Genomic DNA, 24,074 nt, shown 5'->3' with positions numbered 1-24,074 from the left:
CAAATGGGCTCCGTTGACGGCACAAGGTTGGCTGATTACTGTCCCGAATCGATAGGTGGACGGAGTCCCGCTACGCGCGTAACGGCTCAGGTCGTTTCACCGCATTCGTTAAATGACCGGCGCAATCAAGAACATGGCGTGCGAAAATCCAGCAGTTCATGGCGGGGGAAGTCAGCCATGGACCGGCAGAACGGGAGAACCCTGTGGTCGGCGTGCAGATTCGCATATTAGGTCCGGTCTCCATGGTGTGCCGGAACGTGGCTGTCCCTCTGACCGGGCAGCGACAGCTCAGGGTCCTGGCCGCTCTCGCACTTGCGTCCGGCAGGGCGGTGGGCACACCGGAACTCATCGGCCAGCTGTGGGGTGAGGATCCACCCAGAACAGCCTCTGGTCAGCTGCAGACCAGTGTCTGGATGATCCGCCGCGCCATGGCTTCGGCCGGCGTGCCGCAGGAAACCGTCCTGTCGACGGCCTCCGGTTACCAACTGGACCCGGCTCATTGCGAGATCGACTGCGAGATCTTCCGGCGCAACGTCTCGACGGCGAAAAAGCTCGTCCGCGCCGATCTCAAGGAGGAGGCGCTCGATCTGCTCAAGGACGCGCTCGCGATCTGGCGAGGTCCGGCGCTCGCGGGGATTTCGAGCAGCGCATTGCAGACCCGGGCCGCCCGGCTGGAGGAAGAGCGTGTCTCCGCACTCCAGCAACGAATCTGCCTGGAAATGACCCTCGGTGAATACGAGGAAGCCATCGGGGAACTGACCGATCTGATTGCCCTGCACCCACTCAGGGAAGAGCTGTACGGGCATCTGATGCAGGCGCTTTATCTCTCGGGCCGTCAGGCCGACGCGCTCGCGGTGTTCCGCAGAGCGAGAAACACGCTGACCGACGAGCTGGGGATCTATCCGGGCCCCAGGCTGACGACGCTGGAGCGGGCGATCCTCCGTCAGGACGCCGACATGCTCTCGGCCGTGCCGGGGATGGCCCGGCGCTGACCTGCGGCCGGCACGGTCCCCCGACCGCTGCCGACCGCGTACCGAACCACGTGTGCCGCGCTCCCCGGCGACTGCCGAGGGAACGCGGCACACGTACGTCGGGCGGGGAACGCGGCACACGTACGTCCGGTAGGGAACGCGGCGTACGTGTGTCAGGCGCCGAAGCCCCACAGGGCGACCAGCGCGGCGCCCCCCAGCACGGTCACCTGGACCGCCGCGGTGACCCAGGCCCGCAGACTTGCCGCGATGCCCCCGGAGACCAGGAGCAGGGTGAGGCAGACCAGCGCCGCCCTGGAGGCCTCCTGGTCCATCGCGGCCCTGTCCGGACTGCCGGTCAGGCCTCCGGAGACGGCCACGCCGAGGAGCAGGACGGTCACCAGGACCGCGTCCAGCACGAGCAGCAGCAACGCCGCCCCGATGTCGCCCCGCCGGGTCACCCGCCGCACGGCTCACCTCCTCCTCGGTGGGCCCTCCCCTGCCGGGGAGGGCCCTGTCGCGTGGTCCGGGTCAGAGACCCATTCCTGCCATCGTCCGCTCGAGGGAGTCGGCGTACAGCCTGGCTCCACCGACCTTGGGGTGGAAGGACTGCGCGGAGGCTCCGAGTTGCAGGATCGGCCAGTCGATCGCCGGTTCGTCGCTCTCGACGAGGTCCAGCACGATCCCGTGGACCTGCTCGGGGTCACCGCAGACGGCCTTGCCGGCGAAGTTCTGGGCGGGGTTGGAGTACCACGCCTTCACCCCGGCGGTCTTGGCGTCGTCCACCGCGCCCTGCATCTCCGTGGCCAGGGTGCCCGCCATGCTGTTGAGCCAGGGGGCCTCCTCGGTTCCGATGCCGGGGATGCATCCCCCGACCCCTTCGAGCAGCGGCGGGTATCCCATCAGGACGATCTTGGCGTTGGGTGCCTTCGCCGCGATGTTCTTCAGGGCCGTGGTGATGGCGGGCCGCACCCGTTCCTTGGCCAGACGTTCGGCCGCCACCCCGATCTTCAGCCCCTGGTAGGCGGCGTCGTCGACGTTCTTGTCGTCGTCGTCGAAGGTCTGGTTCTGGCACAGGGTCGGCCAGCCGACACCACCGAAGATGCACTTCTGGATGATGTAGGCGAACCGGGCGTCGTTGCCGCCGATGGACATGGTCACCAGCGTGGTGTTCTGGTCGAGGTAGCCCTTCTGCAGCTGGGGCAGTTCACCGTTCTCACCGATGGAGGCGATGTTGTACGTGCGCGCGCCCGAGCAGGCCACCAGGTGGTAGTCCATCGCCGCGGAGCGGCTGTCGTCCATGGATCCCACGGAGGCCGAGCGGCCCGGGATGGTGGCCTGACGGGACCAGGCCTTGGTGGAGCGGTGGCAGGCGTTGCGCGTCGAGGGGTTGCTCTCGTCGCGGTAGTTCGTCTCCTTGTAGTAGTCGACGCCGCCCGCGGCCGAGGCTCCTTCACCCGAGGAGTAGGAGTCGCCGAGGGCGACCACCATGTCCTTCGGCTTGCCCGCCAGCGGCTGGAACCCCGCGGCGTCCCAGGCGACGTCCTCGGAGCCGGTGCCGTCGGCCGAGTGGGTGGAGAGCGAGATCTTCGGGGTGGAGGTGAACTGGAACACCCCGAGGGACACCCACTTGTTCTCCAGGACCCGCTGCGGTTGCACCCGCACCGGACTCGTGCTGGTGGTCCCGGAGATGGTGTAGGAGGCCTGGCGGGTGTGGGCGCCGTGGTCGGGGAGGTGCACCCAGACCCGGGCCCAGCCGGTCATTCCGTTCGTCAGCGTCCAGGTGCCGGTCGTGCGCAGCCTGGCGCCCTCGGTGGTCGCCTGGTTCCGGGTGTGCGAGAACCAGAAGTGGTTGCCGTAGCCCGCTCCGATCTGATGGGTGTCTATCTTGCCCGGGTAGTTGGCTCCGTCGGCCGTGAAGGTGAAGCCGAAGGTTCCGGGTGATGTCGTCGCGCCGCAACTGCGCCCGGACGAGCCGGCCGGGGTGACACCGGAGGCCACGTCGTCGATCACGTACGTACCCGAGGGGAGTCCGCTGGAGCACCGGGGCGGGTAGGCGTTGCCGTCCGGCTGTTCCGGATAGGTCGCGTCGAAGCGGTGGAGGGCGTACCCGCAGGCTCCGCCCAGGCAGCTCTTCCAGCTCGTCTTCTTGTTCCACCAGCAGTGCAGGTAGAACTCGTCCGCCGGGTTGTTCAGCTGGCACGCCCCGTTGGTGCCGGTGTCCCCCTCCTTGATCTTGCTGGGGTCGCAGTTGTTGGAGGTGTCGCAGAACAGTCCGACCGGGGGCTTGGCCAGGGTCCGCTGGTCCGTGGCGGTCCACCAGGCGGCGCGGTAGCCGGGCTGGAAGTCACCCGGTGCGAACATCGCGGAGATCGGGCGGGCGGCCCAGCCGATCACCTTCTCCTGGTACGGCCAGTCCTGCGGGTGGGCGGCGTGGGAGTAGTCGTCCCCGCCCGCCGCGCTCTCGAGGAACGGGGTGCGGTTGGCCTTCCACAGCGGGTTCGCCGGGTTGTTGGTGAAGCCGACGCCCCAGTGGCCGCCGTGCTGACCTGCGGTGGACTGCGGGTAGAAGCCGGAGTTGTAGGCCCAGAGCGCGAAGAACCAGTTCTCGATGTACGAGGGACCGTCGTCGTTGATGGTCATCCCGGCGGCGTACGTCTGGTTCCACTTGTCCACGAGGATGTTGACACCGGCGGCGATGTTGGCGGTGTAGTCGAGGGCCACCGCCTCCTGCTTCTGCACGGACAGCGCGGTCTCGCCCGGCTTCTCGTGGCCCGCCTTGCGCATGCCGTCGGTCACCTGGACGATGCCGTAACCGCAGTCGGCGGAGGCCCAGTTGACCGCCCAGGGGTCGTTCTGTCCGCCGTCGGCGTCGTAGCCGATGCCGTAGTAGTTGCCGATCAGCGTGTTGGCGGTGACACCCGGGACGGCGAAGCGGGTCGCCTGCCACATGTTCGATTCCTGGGCGGTGATGCCCAGCATGACCTGTGCGGGGATGTGGTATTCGTCGGCCGCGTCAGGCACGCCGTTGGGGTCTCCGGCCATGGTCTTGAGCGGGAAGAGGGACTGCGGCTGGTAGGCCGACATCCCGGTGTTCTTCCAGTTGGCCGGGCGCGAGACGTGCGAGTTCAGCTTGCCGACCACGGCCTGGTCGACCGCCCACTCGACCTGGCGCGGGGTGGGCTGGAAGGCCTGCTTGCGGACGTCTCCGCGCGGGACCGAGCAGTAGCGCTCGTCCTCCACGGGGTTGGTCGGCGACGCGGCGGCGAGCTTCGGCGTGGCGGCCGCCGAGCCGCCCCCGGTCAGCGCCGGTGACGTGGCGAGGCCCGACGCGGTCTTCGCGGTGGAGCCGACCGTCGTGCCGGGGTGGGAGTCCAGGGTGACGGTGCGTCCGGTGGCCAGGAGGTGCATCCGGGCCCGGGCGGTGCGCGCCGAGGCGGCCTCCTCGGGGGTGAGCCGGGAGTCCTTGCCGTCGGCCCACGCGGTGGTGACGGCGGCCTCGCCCTTCGTGGAGAGGACGGCGTCCTTGGCCACGCCCGCGGGCATGCGTACCGACGCCGGCAGGGTGCCGGCGGCCTTGGCCTTGCCCGTGACGTAGACCTTGCCGCTGCCGGCCGAGCGGGCGATGTCGAAGTCGGTGAGGGAGCCGGTGGCGACACGCTGGGTGGTGCCGGCCTTCCGGGAGCCGCCGAAGAGCGCCGCGGGCGCCCGGCGGACCTCGGCCCGCTCGTCCGCGGTCTGCCCGGCCTTCGCCGCGGCCGTCCCGGTGCGGTCGATGTAGACGACCGAGCCGTCACCCGCCGCGGTGAGCTGGAAGGGGACGGTGGTGGTCCGCGCGGCGACCCGTACGTCGCCGGAGGGGGCGACCTCGACCAGGCGGGCGCCCTGCGCGGCCGCGTAGCCGTCGTCCAGCGGGACGGCGGAGGTGACCTGGCCGGGCAGCTTCAGCGGCTTCGCCGCCTTGCCGCTCGCGGCGTCCACGCCGATGAGGCGGGTCTCGTTGCGTTCCGAGTCGTCGTCGGAGAACTGCGAGAAGACGGCCTTCTCCGTGGTGCCGCAGCCGGGTGAGAAGTAGCTCAGGCTGGACTGGACGGGAAGCTTGGTGACCGCGCCGGTCGTCAGGTCGACGACTGCGGTGAAGGCACCGCGTGTCATGAGCGCGGGCTTGTTGGTGAAGGTCCGGGGCGCGTAGGTGACGGCGGCGCGCTTCCCGGACGCGGTGAGGCAGGCGTTGCCGATCCAGGTGTCCGTGTCGAAGCCGGGCTCGGACAGCGTCGCGGCGGTCCGCCAGCGGTAGCCGTCCTCGGCGGCGGCGACCATGACGTGGAAGCCGGTGGCGTCACCCGAGGTGGTCCACGCCAGGTCGTCGGAGGTGCGGTAGCCGGTGCCGAGCACCTGCGCGCGGTCGTCGGCGGGGACGGCTTCCGGCAGGGTGGCGGGGCCCGGATCGGCGGCGTCCGCCTGGTCCTTCTGGGTCCACCCCTGCGCGGCTCCGGCGGGGGGCTCAGGGGTCTTGGCCATCGACAGCGACGGATAACCCGCCAGCAGGGCCGTGGCCGCCAAGGTTATGACGGGCACATGCCATCTTCTTCTTCGGGGCACGCTCGGTTCGCCTCTCGTCAGGACATCCGCATCGCGCGTGGAGGGAAGCGGACGTCCGCTTCGCGCGTGGGGGGACGCGAGCCAATCAGCCCCGGCTCTTCCCCACCTCTCACCCGGCTCTTCCGCTATACCGACCTGCTGTCGGCTATGCGCCCGCGCCCGAACACCCCCGCCCGGAGCTCCTCACACCCGCAGAATGACGCGGAAATCACCGCGAGAAGGGCTGGGACATGGAGACCGAACAGCCGGGCACCTCCGGCTTCGACGCCGCTGTCGGCGCAGTGGTCGACCCGACCGACGCACTGGGCGGGACCCTCCGCCTGGTCCGTACCGACGACTTCGACTCGCTCGACCCGGGCAACACGTACTACGCCTACACCTGGAACTTCTTGCGCCTGATCGGCCGGACGCTCGTCACCTTCGCCACCGAACCGGGGAAGGACGGCCAACGGCTCGTCCCTGACCTGGCCGAATCGCTCGGTGAGGCGTCGGACGGCGGGCGCACCTGGACGTACCGGCTGCGTCCAGGACTGCTGTACGAGGACGGCACCCCGGTGGTCGCGGCGGACATCAAGTACGCCATCGCCAGGAGCAACTACGGCACGGACGTCCTGGGCGTCGGCCCCACCTACTTCCGGCACCTGCTGGGCACCGACTACGGCGGCCCCTGGCGGGAGCCCGACGTGGACGGACCCGTCACGGTCGAGACCCCCGACGACCGCACCCTGGTCCTGCGGCTGACGGAGCCCTTCGCGGGCATGGACCTGCTGGCCACCATGCCCAGCACCACCCCGGTCCCCAAGGCCCGTGACACCGGCGCCGGCTACCGGCTCGGGCCCGTGGCGACCGGCCCCTACCGTGTCGCCTCCTACGAGCGCGGCTCGCTCGTGGTCCTGGAACGCAACGCGCACTGGGACCCCGCCACCGACCCCGTACGCCGTCAGCGCGCCGAGCGCATCGAGGTGCACCTGGGCAAGGACCCGCACGAGGTGGACCTGATGCTGCTCTCCGGAGAGGCGCACATCGACCTCGCGGGCTTCGGCGTCCAGCCGGCCACCCAGGAACGCATCCTCGCGGACCCGGCGCTCAAGGCGAACGCGGACAACCCGCTGACCGGCTTCACCTGGATCTACTGCCTGTCCAGCCGCATCGCCCCGTTCGACAACGTCCACTGCCGGCGCGCGGTGCAGTTCGCCACCGACAAGGCCGCGATGCAGGAGGCCTACGGCGGCCCGGTCGGTGGCGACATCGCCACCACGATCCTCCCGCCGACCATCGACGGCTACCGGCCCTTCGACCGCTACCCGGTCGGCGAGGACGGCACCGGCGACCTGGACGCCGCCCGCGCGGAACTGGCCCTGGCCGGAATGCCGGACGGGTTCCGGACGAAGATCGCCGCCCGCAAGGACCGGCTGAAGGAGTACCGGGCGGCCGAGGCGCTCGCGGCCGGACTGGCCCGGGTCGGCATCGAGGCCGAGGTGCTGGACTTCCCGTCCGGCGACTACTTCGACCGCTATGGAGGCAGTCCCGAGTACCTGCGCGAACACGGCATCGGGATCATCATGTTCGGCTGGGGTGCCGACTTCCCCGACGGCTACGGCTTCTTCCAGCAGATCGTCGACGGGCGCGCGATCAAGGAGCGCGGCAACCAGAACATGGGCGAACTGGACGACCCGGAGATCAACGGTCTGCTCGACCGGGGCGCCGTCAGCGGCGACATGGCGGAGCGCGCGGCCATCTGGCACCGGATCGACCGGCTGACCATGGACCACGCCGTGATCGTGCCCTACCTCTACCCGCGTTCGCTGCTCTACCGTCACCCGGACGCCCGCAACGTGTTCGTCACGGGCTCCTTCGGGATGTACGACTACGTGGCGCTGGGCGCACACTGACGGCGGCCGGGGTGCCGGTGGACGGACTCCACCGGCACCCCGGCCCGCTCAGTTCCGCCCGGCGACGGCGGGCCGGGCCGCGGACCGCTCGGACAGGGACCTCCCGGGGCGCGCACCGCTGCCCCGGGGTGACCGGTGCGCCCGGGGCTGGAGGCTCCCGCCCGGTTCACCGGAGGGCCGGCGGTCCACCGTGCCGCCGAGGCCCACGGCGAGGAGCTCGGTCTCGAAGCAGGCGAGTCTGGCCAGGAACTGCCGGGTCGGGACCGTCAGGTCCGTGCCCCGCGAGCTGCGCACCAGCAGCCGTGCGCCGAGGCGGAGTTCTAGGCGGTGGATGCGTCTGGTGAGCGCGGACTGGCTGATGGACAGCGCGGCCGCCGCGCGGTTGATGCTCCCGTGGTCGGCCACCGCGCGCAGCAGGTGGAGGTCCTCCACATCGACCTGGACCGACTCGTCGGGCAGCGCCGGCGGTGACTGGAGGCTGTGCGCCGCCTCGGTACGGCGCTTCAGCAGCGTCCGCTGCCCGTCCAGCCAGTCCGCCCACCACGGATCGCGCACCATGTCCTGGTGCTGTTCGGTGAACCTGCTCAGGCAGCGGGCGGTGAGCAGCGAGGCCAGTTGCCGTGCCAGCGAGCCAGGTACGACCGCGGGGTCGACGAGCAGTCCCGCCGCCCGCCGGGGGCGCTCCACCAGGGACCGGCGCACCAGCGAGGGGGCGAAGACCGCCGGGCAGGCCGGCGAACCCAGCCCGATCGCGTCGCCCCTGCGCAGCATCCCGCGGGCCACCGAAGCGCCGGTGACCTGGATGCGGGACGGCGGGGTGAGGCCGGCCTGCTGGTAGACCCGGCTCACCAGGACCTCCGCGCGCGGCCCCGCCTCGGACACCCAGTTCTCCTCCCGGAGATCGGCGAGCGAGACCGTGTCACGGCCGGCCAGCGGATGCCCGAGGGGAAGCGTCACCCAGAGGGGATCGTCCAGGACCTCGTACACGCGCACGGTGCGGTCGACCGCCTGCGGGAGGCCTTCCACGCCCCAGATGTGCGCGGCGTCCACCCGGTAGCCCGCGAGCTGCTGGAGCGCCTGACGCGGGGTGTCGTGACTGACCGAGAGAAGGATGCCCAGGGTGTCCGCCGCGTCCTCGACGAGATCCTCCATCAGCGGCTCGGCGGTCGCGATGTTCAGGACGCGCGGCGCGTTCAGGGCCTCGGTGCCGCGTCCGTAGATCTCGGTCTGGACGGCCTGGTCGACCTGGCGGAAGAACCGGCGTCCGGCGACGAGCAGCCGGGCCCCGTCCGGGCTGAGCCGGGCGACACGTGTGTCCCGCAGTGTCAGACGCATCCCGGTGGCCTGGTCGAGCCGGTCGAGCAGGCGCTGGGCCGCCGCCACTCTCAGTCCGGACCTGCGGGCGGCCTCGGCGAGGTCGCCGCACTGCCCGATCGCGTCGAGCAGCCGCAGATCGGGACGGGAGAGGGGCAACCGCGTCGACCGGTGGGGAACGGAGGGCACGTGTATCGCAGAAGGCACGGACGGCTTCCTTACGGTTATGGATGACGCCTCTTCTTCACCTGTGACGGCCTGTTGCGGCTCACGTTAGGCAGGCGTTCTCTTCGCTCGCTCCTCTGGCCCGTCATCCCGCCGCCGTCCGCCGGGCGGCGCACGGCAGGCACGCGCGCCGGACAGCACGACGGCGGGCACCGCGCGATGCGGTGCCCGCCGGGGCGGGCAGGTCTCAGGCCTGGTCGGTGGGGCGGATGAAGATCTCGTTCACCGTGGCGTGCGGCGGGGCGGTGACGGCGTACAGGACCGCTGCCGCGATGTCCTCGCTCTGCAACTGCCGTATCTTCGCGACCCGTTCGGTGATCGCCGCCTTCGACGGCGCGTGCGTGATGTGATCGCGCAGCTCGGTCTCCACGGTGCCGGGCTCGATGACGACGACGCGTACCCCGCGCTCCGTGACCTCCTGCCGCAGGCCTTCGCTGAACCCGTTCACGGCGAACTTGCTCGCGTTGTAGACCGCGCTGCCGCGTCCCACGACACGGGCGGCGATGGACGAGATCTGGACGATCGTCCCCTGGTTCCTGATCAGTTCCGGGAGTGACGCATGGGTCATGTACATCAGGCCCATGACGTTGGTGTCCATCATCCGGGTCCAGTCCGTGGTGTCGGCGTTCTCCACCGGGCCCAGCAGCATCAGCCCGGCGTTGTTCACCAGGATGTCGAGCCGGCCGAGCGTGTCGACGGTGGAACGCACGGCCGCGGCCACGGCCTGTTCGTCGGTCACGTCCAGCGGGAGGACCTGCACCGCGGCGCCCGTCGCCTCGAGTTCGGCGCGCAGCTCCTCGAGACGTTCAAGGCGTCGTCCGGCGACCGCGACCGAGGCCCCGGCAGCGGCGAGGGCGAGTGCCGTCGCGCGCCCGATCCCTGATCCCGCTCCCGTGACCAGTGCGACTTTTCCCTCTAGCGGTGAACTCATGTGTTCCTCGTTCCCGGGGTTCTGGGCCGGAGCGGGGATCCGGCCGAAGGAGGTGTCCCGCCGGTGCGGCGTGGCCGAAAGTATCAGCCGTGTGCCCGCCCGGTGGGACGCATCGGGCGCCCTGGTTATGTGCGTCGGCGGCTCGTTATGCGGGTCACTCCGGCCCTGGGGGGAGGCCGCGGGGCGGACGGTGAGGATGGGGCCGCTACTTCACGTCGGTATGCCCGTGCAGCGATAGGTGGGACCCCATGACGCAGGACGCAGCATCCCCGAAGGTGACGGACTCGCCGTCCTACCCGATGGAGCGCGTCTCCCCGATCGATCCTCCTCCACCGCTCGCCCTCCTGCGGTCCGGCCCGGCCGCGAGCCGCATCACGATGTGGGACGGCGGCCAGGTATGGCTGGTGACGGCACATCAGCACGCGCGCGCGGTCCTCGCCGACCGCCGGTTCACCGCGGTGACCAGTGCTCCCGGCTTCCCCATGATGACGACCACGTCCGTCCTCGTCCGGGACAAGCCGCACACCGCCTCCTTCATCCGCATGGACGACCCCGACCACTCCCGGCTGCGCTCGATGCTCACCCGGGACTTCCTGCACGGCAGGGCCGAGGCGATGCGGCCGGTGCTGCGCGAGAACCTCGACGAGATGCTGGGCGAACTCGTGAAGGGTGAGCGGCCCGTGGACCTGGTGCGCGGGCTGACCATCCCGGTGCCCTCGCGGGTGATCGCCCTGCTGTTCGGCGTCTCCGACGAGCAGCGCGAACTGATCGAGGACCGCGCGGGCATCCTCATCGACCGCGGCTACCGGCCCGAGCAGGTCGCCGCCGCGCGCGACGAGCTCGACGGACTGCTGCGTGAGGTGGTCGAGGAACGCATGGCGATGCCGGAGCCGGGCGACGACCTGCTCGGCCGGCTCGTCGTGGACCAGGTGCGCAAGGGCCGGCTGACCGTCGAGGAGATGGTCCCGATGTGCCGGCTGCTGCTGGTCGCGGGGCACGGCACGACGACCAGCCAGGCCAGTCTGAGCCTGCTGAGCCTGGTCACCGACGAGGCCCTGGCGGACACACTGGCCAAGGAGCCGGAGCTGCTTCCCAAGGCGGTCGAGGAACTGCTGCGCTACCACTCCATCGTGCAGAACGGCCTCGCCCGCGCGGCCGTCGAGGACGTGGAGCTGGGCGACGTGACGATCAGGGCCGGCGAAGGTGTGGTCGTGTCGCTGTCCGCGGGCAACCGCGACGCGTCGGTCTTCCCTTCCCCCGACACCCTGGACCCGGGCCGGGACGCCCGCCGGCACCTGGCGTTCGGCCACGGCATCCACCAGTGCCTGGGCCAGTGGCTGGCCAAGGTGGAGCTCGAGGAGATGCTCGCCGCCGTGCTGCGCTGGATGCCCGGCGCCCGGCTCGCCGTCCCCTTCGGCGAACTGGACTTCCGCCACGAGGTGTCCAGTTACGGGCTCGGCGCGCTGCCGGTGACCTGGTGAGCCCCGGCCGGCTGACCGTGTCCGTGGACACGGAGGCCTGCTGCGCCATGGGCCGGTGCGCGGACACCGAACCCGAGGTCTTCGACCAGGACCCGGAGAACGGCACCGTCGTCCTGCTCCGGGCCGAGCCACCCCCCGAGATGCACGAGGCCGTCCGGCTCTGCGCCGACCTCTGCCCGTGCGGCGCCATCACCGTCACAGAGGACTGACATCAACGGGCGGCCACGGCCGTCGAGGAGCGATGATGATCGATCTGCCCGGATCCGACGCGACCGCGGGCAAGGACGCGCGGTCCCTGCTCGGCGCGGACGCCAGTCCCCTCGGCCGGCGCACCGGCTGGGCGGTGGACCTGCTCACCGCCCCGGAGTCCCCCCGGGACGAGGACCTGGCGGCGCACTTCGTACCCGTCTTCCTCGCCCGGCACCCGCAGGGGTTCGCCGCCACGGTCGAACAGTGGCGCGGCCTCGGCCCCTTCACCGTGGCCGACTACCAGCCGGTCGCCCACAAGTCGTGGGTGACCCTGGAGGGCCCGGCGGGAGTCCGCTCCACGCTGTCCCTGACGCTCGACTCCTCGGGCCTGATCCGGGTGCTGCACCTGGGGCCGGAGGTGGCGACGCCGCCCGTACGGGACTGGGAGGACCTGGCGCGCGCGATGGAACAGCCGGGGATCACCTGGTCGGCCCTGGTGACCCGTACCGCGGGTGAGGGGACCGGCACGCTGTACGCCAAGGACGCCGACCGGCCGATGCCCAACGGCTCCTCGTACAAGCTGTATCTGATGCGAGCGCTCGCGGAGGCGGTCACGGCCGGCACCGTCCGGTGGGACGACGAGGTGACCGTGACGCCCGCCCTGCGCAGTCTGCCCACCGGGGACATGCAGGAACTCCCGGACGGCACCCGGGTCACGGTGCGCGAGACCGCGTACAAGATGATCGCGATGAGTGACAACACCGCCGCCGACCTCATCCAGGACCTGCTCGGACGGGACGCCGTGGAGAGCGCCGTGGTGGCGGGCGGTCACGCCGAACCCGCCCTGCTGCGCCCCTTTCTGACGAGCCATGAGGTGTTCGAGATCGGCTGGGGCGATCCACAGCTCCGTGCCGACTGGGAGGCCGCCGGCGAGACCGGCCGCAGGAAGCTCCTGGAGACGGTCGCCGGCCCGCTGACCGTACGGGGGTCGGACCTCGGCCCCACCGTCCACCGGCTCGGCCTGGACTGGCACATGAGCGCCTGGGACGTCCAACGGGTGCTCAGCCGCCTCGCCGAGGACGGCGCCGGAGACGGGAGCGGGATCGTCGACGAGATCCTGACGGCCTATCCGGGGGTGCCCGTCGACACGGCCCGCTGGCCCCGTGTGGTGTTCAAGGGCGGTTCGTGTCCCGGGGTGATGATGTTCTGCTGGCTTCTGGAGGACCCTCACGGCGTGCGCTACACCGTGGTGCTCCAGCAGTGCGCCGACGATCAGAAGCTCATCGGGGACGGGCAGTTCCTGCGCGGGATGGGCGGCCGTGTCATCGAATCCGGACTGCTCACCGGCGGCTCGCGGTGACGGCCCGGGACCGCGGGCTGGCCGTCCTGGTCGCCGTGCTCTGGGGGCTGAACTTCCTCGCCGTGCGGGTGGGCCTCGACCACTTCCCGCCCTTCTTCCTCGCGGCGCTGCGCTACCTGGTCCTGGCGGTGCCGGTCGTCCTGTTCGTCCCGCGCCCCGGCGTACCGCTGCGCTGGCTGCTCGGGTACGGACTGGGCTTCGGCGTCGCCCAGTTCGGGCTGCTCTTCCTCGCCATCGAGCAGGGCATGCCGTCCGGACTGGCGTCCGTCGTCGTGCAGGCCTCGGCGCCGTTCACCGTGCTGCTGGGGGCACTGCTGCTCCGCGAGCGGGTCACCGCACGGCAGCTGGGCGGCATCGGCCTGGCCGTGCTGGGCATGGTCGTGATCGCCGTGGACCGGGCGCGCACCGCGCCGCTCCTGCCGCTGACCCTCACCGTGCTGGCGGCGCTCGGCTGGGCGGTCGGCAACCTCGCCAGCAGGCAGGCCAGGCCGGAGTATCCGCTGCGCTTCGCCCTCTGGATGGCGGTGGTCCCACCGGTCCCGCTGATCGCGCTGTCCGCGGTGATGGAGGGCCCCGGCACGGGATGGCGGGCGCTGGGCTCGGCGTTCAGCGCCGACGGCTGGCCCGGTCTCGTCGCGCTCGTCTACATCGCGCTCCTCGGCAGTGTCGTGGGCTCCGGGATCTGGACGGCGCTGCTCAAGCGGTACCCGGCGGGAGTCGTGGCGCCCTTCTCGATGCTGGTGCCGGTCGTCGGCATCGCGGGCGCGTGGCTGGCACTGCACGAGAGGCCCACCGGCTGGGCGCTCGCCGGTGGTGCGGCCGTCGTCGCCGGCGTCCTCCTCGGCACCGGGTGGCTCCCCGGCTTCCTCCGGCGGCGTACACACACGCCGGCCGCCCCCCGCACTCCGGCGGGAGCGGGGGGACGGCCGGAAGGCGGTCAGACCGCCGGGTCCACCGGGGCCTCCCAGGGGACCCAGCGCTCCTGAGGGACGAAGCCCATCGCCGCGTTCAGAGCGATCATCGGCCGGTTGTCGTCCGCGTTGGCCGTCTCGATCAGACGCACCCCCGGCTCGTACTCCCGTACGTGGGCGAGGTTGGCGAGCTTGAGCAGCAGACCCAGGTGGTGGCCCCGGTGGGCGGGGGCCACCACCGTCATGCCCTGGAGGGCGTACCCGGGATTTCCCGTGGTCTTGGAGACGCTGGTGAAACCGGCCAGCTCGCCCGACTCCTCATGGACGACGCCGACGTGGTACGCACGCCTGCCACGGCCCACCCGCATCCGCTCGTAGCGCCGGACATGGCTGTCACGGACCGCCTCCGGCCCCTGGTCCCAGGTCTCGGGCAGGCTCTCGCCGAGCGACTGCCCCAGCTCGGACACCGCGACGACGTATCCGTCCGGGGTGATGGTCCCCCATCGCTCCAGCCGGTAGCCGGCCGGCACCGCGGGAATTCCGCCGGCCAGCGGATCGTGCTGCTCCAGGTCGATCCACTGGTGGACGCCCTGGGGGCCGGTGGCGGGGGCGGCGCCCACGGCCTCGGCGAATGCGGCGGGCCCCGGGTCCCGGGCCGGGCCACCCGGAAGTTCCTGGACCAGATCCGCGACGAGGAGGCCCCGCCCGTGTTCCCCGGCGATCTTCCGTGCCCGGGCGAACAGGGCGGTTCCGATGCCCTGACGGCGCTGCTTCGGGGCCGTCAGCAGCTGGTCGACGACGGCGACCGGGGCGCCGTCCGGCAGCACCAGGCGCAGGGCGCCGACGATCTCTCCGTCACGGAGCGCGACTTCACCGGCGAGCACGGTGTCCGGCGGCGCGAAGCGCACGGAGCCGACGAGATCGGCCTCGCAGGGCGGGGCGGCGGACAGCGGCACGTCCTCGAAGCTGTCCACGGTGAGCCGGAGCCAGGCGTCGAGGATGCCGGGGTCGCCCGCGTCCAGCGGGACGAAGCGGAGGTCCGCTGCTGTGTCGTTCATACGGTGTCTGTCTCCCGGTCGCTGCTGGATTCGGTGACGCCCATGGCCTGGATGTCGTACAGGCCGAAGGCGGGATGCACATAGACGTTGGTGGCCCGGGGCCCCCGGTAGTGCAGGGTCTTGTCGTGGACCAGGGGGAGGATGACCGCGTGGTCCATGACCCGGCGCTCCACCTCGCGCCACAGCTCCGCGCGGGCGGCGGGATCCGCGGTGTGCAGCCCGGTGTCGATCAGCTCGTTCACCTTCGGGTCGTCGAGCTCGGCGATGTTCCAGTTGCCGCCGCCCGGGCGGATCAGCCGCCCGTCGACCAGCGGCGCCAGGAAACCGTACTCGGTGGGGAAGTCCGCCCCCCAGTCGGTGACGATCAGCCCGAGACCGTGCTTGCGGATGGTCTCCGGGGACCCCGCGCCCTGGCTGAAGTAGGTGGCGACGTCCAGCTCCTTGACGGTCAGTTCGATGCCGACCCGGGCCACCGACTCCACGACCGCGTCCGCCACCATGCGGAACTTGCCCCGCTGGGTGCCGATCACGGCTTCGAAGCCGTCGGGCAGCCCCGCGGCCCGGAGTTCGGCGCGCGCGGCGTCGAGGTCGCCCCGCAGATCCGGCCCGGTCGGATACCGGTCGAGTGGCTGGTGGGCCGGAAGGTCGGGCGGGAAGAGCGCGGTGGTCAGGTCCCCGCCGGTGACCGGGCCGCCACGGGCCTCCTGGAGGAGGATCTTGTCGGCCGCGTAGTGCACGGCTCGTCGCACGTGCACGTCGTCGAAGGGCGGGACGTGCGGCTGGAGCGAGACGAAGTGCAGGAAGCTCGTCTTCGGGTTGTCGGTGCGTGAGCGCAGCACCGCGTCGGTGGCGAGCCGGCTCTGGGCCGCGTGCTGGAGCCCGCGCCCCTCCAGGTTGATGTCGAACTCACCGGCCGTCAGCCGCTCGTCCATCTCGTCGAGTCCGAGGCCCATCGTGATGTCCACCCGGTCGGGCAGCGCGGGGCGCACGGGGTCGGTGGCCCGGTCCCAGTACGGGTTGCGCTCCAGGAGGAGCCTGCCGCCCGGCCGGTGCTCGGCGATCCGGTACGGGCCGGAGCAGCGCGGGTCGTCGCCGTAGCGCTCCCCGGTGTCGGCGCGCCGGGGCACGGGAGAGACGGAGGGCTGTGTCATCAGATGGTCGAAGTCGGAGAACGGGGTGCGCAGCCGGAAGACGATCGTGCGTGGATCGGGGGTGAGCACCGTGGCCGGCCCGTCCACGCCGTCCCGGTAGGGCCCGGCGTACGGGCGCCCGGGATCGTCCAGCAGCGGCACCAGATACGTGGGGCCGCCGGGGAGCACGTCCTGCGCGAAGATCCGCTGGACGGCGTACCGGACATCGGCGGACGTCACCGGTGTCCCGTCGTCGAAACGGACCCCCTCGCGGAGCCGGTAGGTCCAGGTCCTGTTGCCGTCGCTCGCCTCCCCGGGTGCCTCCGCCAGGTCCGGTACGGGGACCAGCCCGGCGGGCCCCGGGTCCGTGGGGTAGGCCATCAGGGTCCGGTTGAGCAGACGCTGCAGCAGCCACACCCAGACGTAGTAGGTGCGCGCGGGATCGAGCGAGTCGACCCCGGCCGAGGTGACCAGCCGCAGGGTCCCCCCGCGCCGGTCGGAGGCCCCGACCGTGGCGCCGACGGCGGCGTTCCAGCCGGCGCCCTCCTGGAGTTCGGTGACAGCGCTCATCGTGTGCTCGTCTCCCGGTCGTCGGCGGGCGCACCCGCGGTGCCTTCGGTGCGGGGCACGGGCAGCAGGTACGAGCGCTGCTCGCTCGCCAGGCAGCCACGGGCCAGCTTGGCCTCGACGCTGCCGATCCCGGCGTGCAGGACGGTGGCGCCCTCCTTGGCGGCCGCGTCGAGCACCTCGTAGTAGAGGACGTCGTAGTAGAGCGGCAGCTTGCCCTGCGCCTCGTAGTCGAATCCGGCACGGTGGCCGAACCACTGCTCCTCCCCGCGTGCCCGGGACCGGAGCTGCATGCCGAACCCGATGACGGTGCCGCGCTGCCGGGCCACGGACACCCGGACGTCGTCGCCCATGATCTCCGCGATCCGGCCGATCATCCGGGCCGATCCCTCGTCACTGGCCGGATTCCCGTACTTGCGCAGGAGGTTGGCATCCAGCTGCCCGAGCCGGGGGCACAGTTCCTGGGTCAGCGGCTCGACGCTCACCTCGACACCGGCCTCCGCGAGCGCCCTGCGTTCCAGGCGTACCCGCCGGCGGCGGTGGGCGCTCATCTCCTCGAGGAACTGCTCGAAGCCACCCGGCGGGACCGCCAGCCAGGCGTAGTGGTCGGAGAGGTGGTGGCGGTATCCGCGCTTCTCCAGCAGGGCGACCAGAGCCGTGTCCCGCACGTCGACGTGCGGGAAGCAGACCGTCGCCGCACCCCGTTCGGCGGCCATCGCCTCGGCCCTGTCCAGCAGTGCGGCGAGGTCCTGCTCGGTGGCGTCGGGCGCGGCCAGTGTCCGGGTGCGTCCCAGGTGCCGTCCGCCGCACACCAGCGAGGGCAGCAGACGCTCCGGAGCTCCCCCGGCGACGTCGCGCAGCACCACGGCCGCCTCGGGTACCTCCCGCTCCACGGCGCGCCTCAGCATGGCGTCCGGCCGGGCCAGCAGCCAGGCCACGGACTCGTCGGCCCAGGCGGTCACCAGTCCGGCGACGGGTGCCCCGGCCCGCTCACGCACCAGGAAGTCCATCGCCGTACCGGAGTTGTGCTCCTGCACGGTGAGCCAGCGCGGGGTCTGGAAGAAGTCCTCCGCCCCGAGCACCGAGTCCCACCCCGCGGCCTCCAGCCCGGCCGCGCCGTCGACCGCCCGTACACCGTCGGGATACGGGCTCACCGGAGGTCTTCCTCGACGACGAAGTCGAGCAACGACGCCGCCTTGTCGGCGAGTTCCTGCGCGGCGACACGGTCGGGCCCGTTGCAGTAGGTGAAGCCGACGCACGAGGAGTTGTCCATCCGCTGGAGCAGATGGTCCCCCTTCTCGACGTGCAGGAGCACCTGGACGCCTTCGACGGCCTGCGCGGCCTCCAGCCCGTCGACGTGCGACAGGGTTCCGCGCCGGGTCGGGTAGATCATGCGGACGGCGGCGCCGCCGCGGTGGACCACCGGCTCGATCGGCGGGGTGACGCCGATGGTGAGCAGCCAGGCGTCGAGGATCGGGCTGCGGCCGGTGACATCGGTGACCAGCATCGTCATGCAGCTGGACGGGGTACGGGGATTGGCCTCGATGATGCGCCAGCCGGACTCGGTGCGCCGGACCTCGGTGTGGCAGGGACCGTGCCGGTAGCCGATCATCTCCAGTGTCGAGCGCACCACGGAGTACAGCTCGTCACGCTCGTCGTCGGACAGCGGCACGGGGAAGGTGTGTCCGCACTCGATGTACGCGGGATCACCGAAGAGGTCCTTCGAGGTGACTCCGAAGACATGGGTGTGCCCGTCCACGGTCATCGTCTCGACGCTGACCTCCTCGCCCTCGACGTACTGCTCCAGCAGGACGTCGCCGCTCCTCGGCTGCCCGCGGAGGCTGTGCCGGACGGCGGACAGCTCCTCCCAGGCCTCGATCAGCTCCGCCATGTCGTCGACCCTGCGTACCCCGTAACTGATCGCCTCGGCAGGGGGTTTGGCGATCATCGGGAAACCCAGCCGGCGGGCGGCCTCGTCGAGCTGGCCCCGGTGGCCGACCAGCACATGAGGGATGTTGAACGGCTGGTCGCCGAGCGCGATCCGCAGCTGGTCCTTGATGTTGGCGGTGCGCACGGCGTCGGGGTCCGGGCCCGGCAGGCCGAGGCGCCGGGCCGCCTGCGCCGCGAGCTCGGTGTGGTAGTCGGAGAAGGAGGTCAGGCCGTCCACCGTCGGCGAACCGTCCTCGTCGGTGACGACGGCGAGCACGGCGTCGAGGTCGGTGGTGTCGACGTCGATCACCCGGTCCACGATGGCCAGCGGATGGGTGTCCCAGTCGTGTCCGTGGGTGTACCAGGACCGGTCACCCGTCAGCAGCCACACCTCCAGGCCGTGCTCCTGCGCCTGCCGGAGTCCCAGGACGAAGGGGTGGTTCTGCATGTGCTCGACGATCGCGATCCGCTTTCCGGCGAACTGCGCGTAGTCGGCCAGAGGTGTTGTCATCGGACGCCTCCCGTGTGGGTGATGTGCAATCGACCGGTTCGGGTTCCAGGGGGTTCGGTGAACCGCGTTTCCCGGAGTTCAGTTGAACCGCCGTGGGCCCGGCCGTGCCATGCATGGGGAGGCAGGACGCATAGGCGCCGAGCGAGGCGCATAGGAGGAGGGGAGCGACGAAAGCGCCCCGATGCGTTGACGCGTGCATGCTTGCTCTCTACCGTCGGAGAGCGCTCCCCTTCGGTCGGCAGAGCGCGTCCCCCACGGCGGCCAAAGGTTCGGGAGTCCCCCATGAAGCACCTGAGACGCACTCCGATCACCCTCCTCGCCATCCTGACAACGTTGTCCTCCGTCCTTGTCGGCGGGGTGGCCTCCCTCCCCGCCGCCGCGGCACCCGCGGAGGCCGTGTGCAACACGTACTGCGACGCGAGGGATCCGGCGCTGAGCACCCAGGACCGCGTCCCCGTCACCGCCACGATCGCCTCACGGACCGTCGCCCTGCACTTCGACGACGCCGCCCCGATGGGCTGGGCCTCCATCGACGACGGAGGTTCCGGCGACCGCGTCTGGCTGGACCGGTCCATGGACGGCGGCCGGAGCTGGGCCTCGGGCAGCCGGCTCGGCGACACCGCGGTGCCCTCCGGAGGGCGTGGCTGGCGCACCCAGATGTACAACGTCGACGACTGGAACACCAAGGGCGTCGGCGCCCTCCGGGCCTGCGGCCAACCGGCCGGCGGCGCCATCGCGTGCACCCCCTGGGCGCGGACCACCTGGAACGCGGGCAGCCGGAGCACCGCGGCGGCCACCGCACTCATGATGTCGTACGACCGCAGCAGCAAGCTCTTCGGCGGCAACGGGTGGTGGACCGCCGCCAACGCGCTGACCGCGATCATCGACAACAGCCGGATCAGCGGAATGGGCAGCTACACGTACGCCATCGCCGAGACGTACGACAAGAACGTCGGTGCCCAGGGAGGGCAGTTCCGCAACGAGTACCTCGACGACACGGGATGGTGGGGCCTGGCCTGGATCGCCGCGTACGACGCGACAGGCGACGGCCGGTACCTCGCCACCGCGCGGGCCGACGCGGACCACATGCAGGCCAACTGGAACGACACGTGCGGCGGCGGGGTGCGCTGGAACACCGGTGGCAACTACAAGAACGCCATCACCAACGAGCTGTTCCTCCAGCTCAACTCGGCCCTGCACAACCGCATCCCCGGCGACACCACCTACCTGGACCGGGCCAGGAACGAATGGAACTGGTTCCGGAACAGCGGCATGATCAACGGCGACCGGCTGATCAACGACGGTCTCGACGACGCGTGCGCCAACAACGGCCAGCCGACCTGGACGTACAACCAGGGAGTCGTCCTGGGCGCGCTGACCGAGTTCCACAGGGCCACCGGGGACTCCGCCCTCCTGACGACCGCACGTGAGCTCGCCGACGCCTCGACCGTCCGGCTCCAGACCGACGGCGTCCTGCGCGAACCGGGTGAAGGCGACAGCTGCACGGGCGACGGGCCCAGCTTCAAGGGCGCCTATGTCCGTGGGCTCGGCACCCTCAACCGCCAGCTGTCCGACCACCCTTACGCTCCGGCCCTCACCCGCTGGGCGAACAGCGCCTACGCTCACGACCGCGACCCGCTCGACCGGTACGGCCCGCACTGGAGCGGCGGCAACGGAACCACCGACTACGGCTGCCAGCAGAGTGCCCTCGACCTCCTCAACGCCGCTACGGGCTGAGAGGCGGCCGCCGGGTCTGGCAGAGTGCCGCCCATGTTGCAGGTGTGTGTGAACGGTGCCCGTGACCGTGACGCGTGCGGCACCCTCCCGGTGACGCCCGAGGAGCTGGCCGTACAGGCGGCGCGGGCCGTCGCCGCCGGGGCCGAGGACGTGCATCTGCACCCCAAGGACGCCGACGGCCGGGACTCCTTGGCCCCCGGCGCGGTGGCCGCGGCGGTCACGGCGGTGCGTGCCGCCGTGCCGAGGGGGGTGCGGGTCGGAGTGACGACGGGGGCCTGGGCGGTCCCCGATCCCCGGCATCGGGCCGCTCTCGTCCGCACCTGGACGGTTCTGCCCGACCACGCCTCGGTGAACTGGCACGAACCCGGCGCCGAGGCGGTGGCCCGGGCGCTGCGGGACCTCGGTGTCGGCATCGAGGCCGGCATCTACTCCGGCACCGACGCGGCGCGGAGGTTCCTCGCCTCCCCGCCCCCGTCCGGGGTGGTGCGCGTGCTCGCCGAGGTCACCGACACCGACCCCCGTACGGCGGCGAGCACCGCCGTGAGTTTGGTCGAGGAGCTGGGTCAGGGGCTCGCGGTGCCCGTTCTCCTGCACGGCGAGGACGGCGGAGCCTGGCCGGTCCTGCGTACCGCGGCACGGCTCGGCCTGGACACCAGGGTCGGCCTCGAAGATGTCCTGGTGCTTCCCGACGGCTCGGCCGCCGAGGACAACGCCGCCCTGGTCCACGCCGCGCGAAGGCTCCTCGACGGCCGGTGACGTACGTCGGGGCCCTGGCCGCGCGGACACGTCGACGGTGCGTCGAACCGGGCGTGGCGTCACCTCCGGTACCACGCCGTCGGGTCACACGACCGGACCCGCGCTAGCGGGCGGCCACGACGCCCGTCAGGAAGAAGTCGACACCGGCGAGGAACTGCTGGCGGTCGTCGTGCTCGGGCAGTTGCGCCGCCACCCTGCGCACGAAGGGGAACCTGTCGGAGTCGAGCTGCGCCCACCGCTCGGCGACCGACCCGAGGAAGGCGGCGCGGTCCGGCCCGTGCGCGTGCAGGCGGCCGTTCGCGGCGTTCTGCCCGGCGACGCCGAGGACGTGGTTGACGAGAGCGGACGTGGCGTCGAAGAGCAGCCGCTCGGGCACGCCCAGCGCCTCCAGCTGACTGCCGAAGCCCTCGAAGATCTGCGGGATCGCCGCCAGCCACGGTGCGCGGGAGAGCTGGGCACCCACCCACGGGTGCGCGTCGATCGCGTCGAACACGCCCAGGGCGATGCTCCGGATCGCGTCCCCCGGTTCCGCGTCGCCGGCCACGTCCGTCACGACACGGGCGATGACGTCGTCGGTGGCGGCGGCGAGCAGGTCGTCCTTGTTGGCGACGTGCCAGTAGATCGCGCCGCTCCCGGTGGCCAGCCGCGCCGTGAGGGCACGGAAGGTGAGGGCCTTCTCGCCCCCCTCGTCGAGCATCTCGATCGCGGCCTCGACGATGCGCTCCTTGGAGAGCGCGTCGGTACGCCGGTGGGCCTGCTGCGGTCTGGTCGCCATGGGGCCAGTTTGACACGACTGGAACGGTGTTCCAACCTGGAGCCGTGGAACACCGTTCCAGTCCTTCCGGACGCACCACGAAAGGGAACTGCCATGACCACCTCCACGACACCCGTCACGATCATCGGAGCCGGCCTCGGCGGCCTGACCCTCGCCCGCGTCCTCCACGTCCACGGCATCGCCGCCACGGTGTACGAGTCCGACCCGTCGGCAGCCGCCCGCACCCAGGGCGGCCAGCTCGACATCCACGAGGAGGACGGGCAGCGGGCCCTCGCGGACGCCGGTCTGACCGACCGGTTCCGCGCGATCATCCACGAGGGCGCGGACGCGGCCCGCGTACTCGGACGGGACGGCGAGCTGCTCCTCGACGTCCCGGGCGACGACTCGACGCCACGCCCCGAGGTCCTGCGCGGCGATCTGCGCCGGATACTGCTCGACTCGCTGCCCGAGGGGACCGTCCGGTGGGGCAGCAAGGTCGCCGGTGCCCGCTCCCTCGGTGACGGCCGCCACGAAGTGGCCTTCACCGACGGCACCACCGTCACCACCGGCCTCCTCGTCGGCGCAGACGGCGCCTGGTCCAAGGTCCGACCGCTGCTCTCGGACGCCACGCCCGTCTACGTCGGTACGACCTTCGTCGAGACGTACCTCCACGACGTGGACCGGAACCACTCCGCCACCGCAGCCGCGGTCGGCAAGGGGGCCATGTACGCGCTCGCCCCCGGCAAGGGCATCGTGGCTCACCGCGAGGCGGGGAACACCCTGCACACCTACGTCGAGCTGAACCGCTCCGCCGAGTGGATCGCCGACACCGACTTCACCGTCCCCGCCGCCGCGAGCAGCCGGATCGCCGCCGAGTTCGATGGCTGGGCCCCCGAGCTCACCGCCCTGATCACCGACGGCGAGACCGCGCCGGTCGCCCGCATGATCCACACCCTCCCGGACGGACACCGCTGGGACCGCGTCCCCGGGGTGACCCTCATCGGCGACGCCGCACACCTCATGCCGCCCTCCGGCGACGGCGCCAACCTCGCCATGTACGACGGCGCCGAGCTCGGCAAGGCCATCGCCGCTCACCCCGGGGACACCGAAGCAGCCCTCACCGCCTACGAGCAGGCCATGTTCCCGCGCAGCTCGCGCTTCTACGCGGACGCCCTGGAGATCATCGACATCTGCCTCGGTGACAACGCCCCCACCAGCTTCATCGACTTCTTCACCGGAGGTCCCGAGGCGGACGCGGCAGCGCGGGACCGGTCCTGAGCGGTGTCCGACGCCGTACGCGGACCGGCTGTTCGGATCAGGTGTTCCGGCCGCGTGCCCGGGTCAGTTGCTTCAGCTCGATGATGGTCGCGACGGCGCGCAGCCAGGTCGCGGCCGCGTCGTCGGCGGCGATGCCACCCACGAGTCCGGCGCCGGCCCGGAGCCACTCCGTGACGAGGGCGGCCGCCTCCCGGCGGGGCAGCGGCTCGGGCAGTTCCGCGGCGCGGGCCAGTCCGCCGGCGCGCACGGTGTCGGCGAGGAAGGCGACCGAGCGGGGCTCGGTGCCGAGACGGTCGAGGACGACGGCCGCGGCCGCCGCGCCGTCGCCCATCAGGGCGGTGCGCCGGGGCCCGGGCTCGGCGGTGAGGCCGTAGCGCAGCAGGACGGTGATGTCGAGCGTGGCCAGCTCGTCGTCCGTACGGTCGGGCGGGGTCGGGGCGTCGTTCATGGCGGGGCCTCGGGTATCTCGTCTGCGCTGACC

The 24,074-nt window shown here is 71.6% G+C and carries 19 protein-coding genes; 9 read left to right on the top strand and 10 right to left on the bottom strand.

Annotation, left to right across the window (positions count from 1 at the left end; all coding sequences use genetic code 11):
- The first annotated feature begins 158 nt into the window (after positions 1 to 158).
- A complete protein-coding gene (locus ACZ607_RS18495; RefSeq protein WP_469735767.1) occupies positions 159 to 992 on the top strand; it encodes an AfsR/SARP family transcriptional regulator in 834 nt (277 codons plus the stop codon).
- Between the two features lie 152 nt (positions 993 to 1,144).
- Here the strand turns inward: ACZ607_RS18495 and ACZ607_RS18490 are convergent, their stop codons facing one another.
- Together ACZ607_RS18490 and ACZ607_RS18485 are read right to left on the bottom strand one after the other, a co-directional pair.
- Positions 1,145 to 1,438, bottom strand: coding sequence for a transporter (locus ACZ607_RS18490; protein ID WP_469735765.1), 294 nt, complete (start codon positions 1,436 to 1,438; stop codon positions 1,145 to 1,147).
- Positions 1,439 to 1,499: 61 nt separating this feature from the next.
- Positions 1,500 to 5,489, bottom strand: a complete 3,990-nt coding sequence (locus ACZ607_RS18485; protein ID WP_469736610.1) for an SGNH/GDSL hydrolase family protein — start codon at positions 5,487 to 5,489, stop codon at positions 1,500 to 1,502.
- Between the two features lie 311 nt (positions 5,490 to 5,800).
- Between ACZ607_RS18485 and ACZ607_RS18480 the strand changes: the two genes are divergently transcribed.
- The gene (locus ACZ607_RS18480; protein ID WP_469735763.1) at positions 5,801 to 7,462 is read left to right on the top strand and encodes an ABC transporter substrate-binding protein; all 1,662 of its coding nucleotides are present in this window, start codon (positions 5,801 to 5,803) and stop codon (positions 7,460 to 7,462) included.
- Between the two features lie 48 nt (positions 7,463 to 7,510).
- Here the strand turns inward: ACZ607_RS18480 and ACZ607_RS18475 are convergent, their stop codons facing one another.
- Both ACZ607_RS18475 and ACZ607_RS18470 read right to left on the bottom strand, forming a co-directional pair.
- A complete protein-coding gene (locus ACZ607_RS18475; protein WP_469735761.1) occupies positions 7,511 to 8,983 on the bottom strand; it encodes a LysR family transcriptional regulator in 1,473 nt (490 codons plus the stop codon).
- Between the two features lie 205 nt (positions 8,984 to 9,188).
- Positions 9,189 to 9,932, bottom strand: coding sequence for an SDR family NAD(P)-dependent oxidoreductase (locus ACZ607_RS18470; protein ID WP_469735759.1), 744 nt, complete (start codon positions 9,930 to 9,932; stop codon positions 9,189 to 9,191).
- A gap of 248 nt (positions 9,933 to 10,180) precedes the next feature.
- On the opposite strand from ACZ607_RS18470, the gene ACZ607_RS18465 reads away from it, so the two are divergent.
- From ACZ607_RS18465 to ACZ607_RS18450, 4 genes are read left to right on the top strand one after another with little or no spacing between them, the layout of a single operon-like run.
- On the top strand, positions 10,181 to 11,413 hold the full coding sequence (locus ACZ607_RS18465) for a cytochrome P450 (RefSeq protein WP_469735758.1): 1,233 nt from the start codon (positions 10,181 to 10,183) through the stop codon (positions 11,411 to 11,413).
- Complete coding sequence (locus tag ACZ607_RS18460; RefSeq protein WP_469735755.1) at positions 11,410 to 11,622, top strand: ferredoxin; 213 nt, start codon at positions 11,410 to 11,412, stop codon at positions 11,620 to 11,622. Before ACZ607_RS18465 ends, ACZ607_RS18460 begins: the two co-directional genes overlap by 4 nt.
- Before the next feature lie 35 nt (positions 11,623 to 11,657).
- On the top strand, positions 11,658 to 12,962 hold the full coding sequence (locus ACZ607_RS18455) for a Cpe/LpqF family protein (RefSeq protein WP_469735753.1): 1,305 nt from the start codon (positions 11,658 to 11,660) through the stop codon (positions 12,960 to 12,962).
- On the top strand, positions 12,959 to 13,948 hold the full coding sequence (locus tag ACZ607_RS18450; protein WP_469735751.1) for an EamA family transporter: 990 nt from the start codon (positions 12,959 to 12,961) through the stop codon (positions 13,946 to 13,948). The genes ACZ607_RS18455 and ACZ607_RS18450 overlap by 4 nt, the downstream gene beginning before the upstream one ends.
- On the opposite strand, the gene ACZ607_RS18445 is transcribed toward ACZ607_RS18450, so the two are convergent.
- Genes ACZ607_RS18445 through ACZ607_RS18430 form a run of 4 tightly spaced genes read right to left on the bottom strand, consistent with a single transcriptional unit; the run spans position 13,900 to position 19,068 of the window.
- Positions 13,900 to 14,931, bottom strand: a complete 1,032-nt coding sequence (locus ACZ607_RS18445) for a GNAT family N-acetyltransferase (RefSeq protein WP_469735749.1) — start codon at positions 14,929 to 14,931, stop codon at positions 13,900 to 13,902. The genes ACZ607_RS18450 and ACZ607_RS18445 overlap by 49 nt on opposite strands.
- Entirely contained in the window at positions 14,928 to 16,631 is a 1,704-nt protein-coding gene (locus ACZ607_RS18440) for an ABC transporter substrate-binding protein (protein WP_469735747.1), read from the bottom strand. The genes ACZ607_RS18445 and ACZ607_RS18440 overlap by 4 nt, the downstream gene beginning before the upstream one ends.
- Entirely contained in the window at positions 16,628 to 17,782 is a 1,155-nt protein-coding gene (locus ACZ607_RS18435; protein WP_469735745.1) for a GNAT family N-acetyltransferase, read from the bottom strand. Before ACZ607_RS18435 ends, ACZ607_RS18440 begins: the two co-directional genes overlap by 4 nt.
- Positions 17,779 to 19,068 carry an ATP-grasp domain-containing protein gene (locus ACZ607_RS18430; protein ID WP_469735743.1) on the bottom strand — a complete coding sequence of 430 codons (1,290 nt, stop codon included), beginning with the start codon at positions 19,066 to 19,068 and terminating at the stop codon, positions 17,779 to 17,781. The genes ACZ607_RS18435 and ACZ607_RS18430 overlap by 4 nt, the downstream gene beginning before the upstream one ends.
- Positions 19,069 to 19,350: 282 nt before the next feature.
- On the opposite strand from ACZ607_RS18430, the gene ACZ607_RS18425 reads away from it, so the two are divergent.
- The gene (locus ACZ607_RS18425; RefSeq protein ID WP_469735741.1) at positions 19,351 to 20,805 is read left to right on the top strand and encodes a glycoside hydrolase family 76 protein; all 1,455 of its coding nucleotides are present in this window, start codon (positions 19,351 to 19,353) and stop codon (positions 20,803 to 20,805) included.
- Positions 20,806 to 20,838: 33 nt separating this feature from the next.
- A complete protein-coding gene (locus ACZ607_RS18420; protein WP_469735739.1) occupies positions 20,839 to 21,561 on the top strand; it encodes a 3-keto-5-aminohexanoate cleavage protein in 723 nt (240 codons plus the stop codon).
- 103 nt (positions 21,562 to 21,664) lie between these two features.
- Here ACZ607_RS18420 and ACZ607_RS18415 read toward each other — a convergent pair whose 3' ends face one another.
- Complete coding sequence (locus tag ACZ607_RS18415) at positions 21,665 to 22,336, bottom strand: TetR/AcrR family transcriptional regulator (protein WP_469735737.1); 672 nt, start codon at positions 22,334 to 22,336, stop codon at positions 21,665 to 21,667.
- A gap of 93 nt (positions 22,337 to 22,429) precedes the next feature.
- Here ACZ607_RS18415 and ACZ607_RS18410 point away from each other — a divergent pair, with 93 nt between their 5' ends.
- A complete protein-coding gene (locus ACZ607_RS18410; protein ID WP_469735736.1) occupies positions 22,430 to 23,593 on the top strand; it encodes an FAD-dependent oxidoreductase in 1,164 nt (387 codons plus the stop codon).
- Positions 23,594 to 23,630: 37 nt separating this feature from the next.
- Here the strand turns inward: ACZ607_RS18410 and ACZ607_RS18405 are convergent, their stop codons facing one another.
- Positions 23,631 to 24,041: a hypothetical protein gene (locus tag ACZ607_RS18405; RefSeq protein WP_469735734.1), complete on the bottom strand. Its 411-nt coding sequence runs from the start codon at positions 24,039 to 24,041 to the stop codon at positions 23,631 to 23,633.
- Positions 24,042 to 24,074: the final 33 nt, after the last annotated feature.

The organism is Streptomyces sp. NPDC104381 (assembly GCF_055583745.1).
The sequence above is the reverse complement of the archived record's forward strand: the minus strand, read 5'-3'. Positions and strand labels throughout refer to the sequence as shown.

Excerpts from the sequence above, each read along its gene's own strand:
- ACZ607_RS18440 (WP_469735747.1), bottom strand. The coding sequence starts at position 16,631 with ATGAGCGCTGTCACCGAACTCCAGGAGGGCGCCGGCTGGAACGCCGCC.
- ACZ607_RS18470 (WP_469735759.1), bottom strand. The coding sequence starts at position 9,932 with ATGAGTTCACCGCTAGAGGGAAAAGTCGCACTGGTCACGGGAGCGGGA.
- ACZ607_RS18480 (WP_469735763.1), top strand. The coding sequence starts at position 5,801 with ATGGAGACCGAACAGCCGGGCACCTCCGGCTTCGACGCCGCTGTCGGC.
- ACZ607_RS18415 (WP_469735737.1), bottom strand. The coding sequence starts at position 22,336 with ATGGCGACCAGACCGCAGCAGGCCCACCGGCGTACCGACGCGCTCTCC.
- ACZ607_RS18405 (WP_469735734.1), bottom strand. The coding sequence starts at position 24,041 with ATGAACGACGCCCCGACCCCGCCCGACCGTACGGACGACGAGCTGGCC.
- ACZ607_RS18445 (WP_469735749.1), bottom strand. The coding sequence starts at position 14,931 with ATGAACGACACAGCAGCGGACCTCCGCTTCGTCCCGCTGGACGCGGGC.
- ACZ607_RS18410 (WP_469735736.1), top strand. The coding sequence starts at position 22,430 with ATGACCACCTCCACGACACCCGTCACGATCATCGGAGCCGGCCTCGGC.
- ACZ607_RS18430 (WP_469735743.1), bottom strand. The coding sequence starts at position 19,068 with ATGACAACACCTCTGGCCGACTACGCGCAGTTCGCCGGAAAGCGGATC.
- ACZ607_RS18495 (WP_469735767.1), top strand. The coding sequence starts at position 159 with ATGGCGGGGGAAGTCAGCCATGGACCGGCAGAACGGGAGAACCCTGTG.
- ACZ607_RS18425 (WP_469735741.1), top strand. The coding sequence starts at position 19,351 with ATGAAGCACCTGAGACGCACTCCGATCACCCTCCTCGCCATCCTGACA.
- ACZ607_RS18465 (WP_469735758.1), top strand. The coding sequence starts at position 10,181 with ATGACGCAGGACGCAGCATCCCCGAAGGTGACGGACTCGCCGTCCTAC.
- ACZ607_RS18420 (WP_469735739.1), top strand. The coding sequence starts at position 20,839 with ATGTTGCAGGTGTGTGTGAACGGTGCCCGTGACCGTGACGCGTGCGGC.
- ACZ607_RS18455 (WP_469735753.1), top strand. The coding sequence starts at position 11,658 with ATGATCGATCTGCCCGGATCCGACGCGACCGCGGGCAAGGACGCGCGG.
- ACZ607_RS18485 (WP_469736610.1), bottom strand. The coding sequence starts at position 5,489 with ATGGCCAAGACCCCTGAGCCCCCCGCCGGAGCCGCGCAGGGGTGGACC.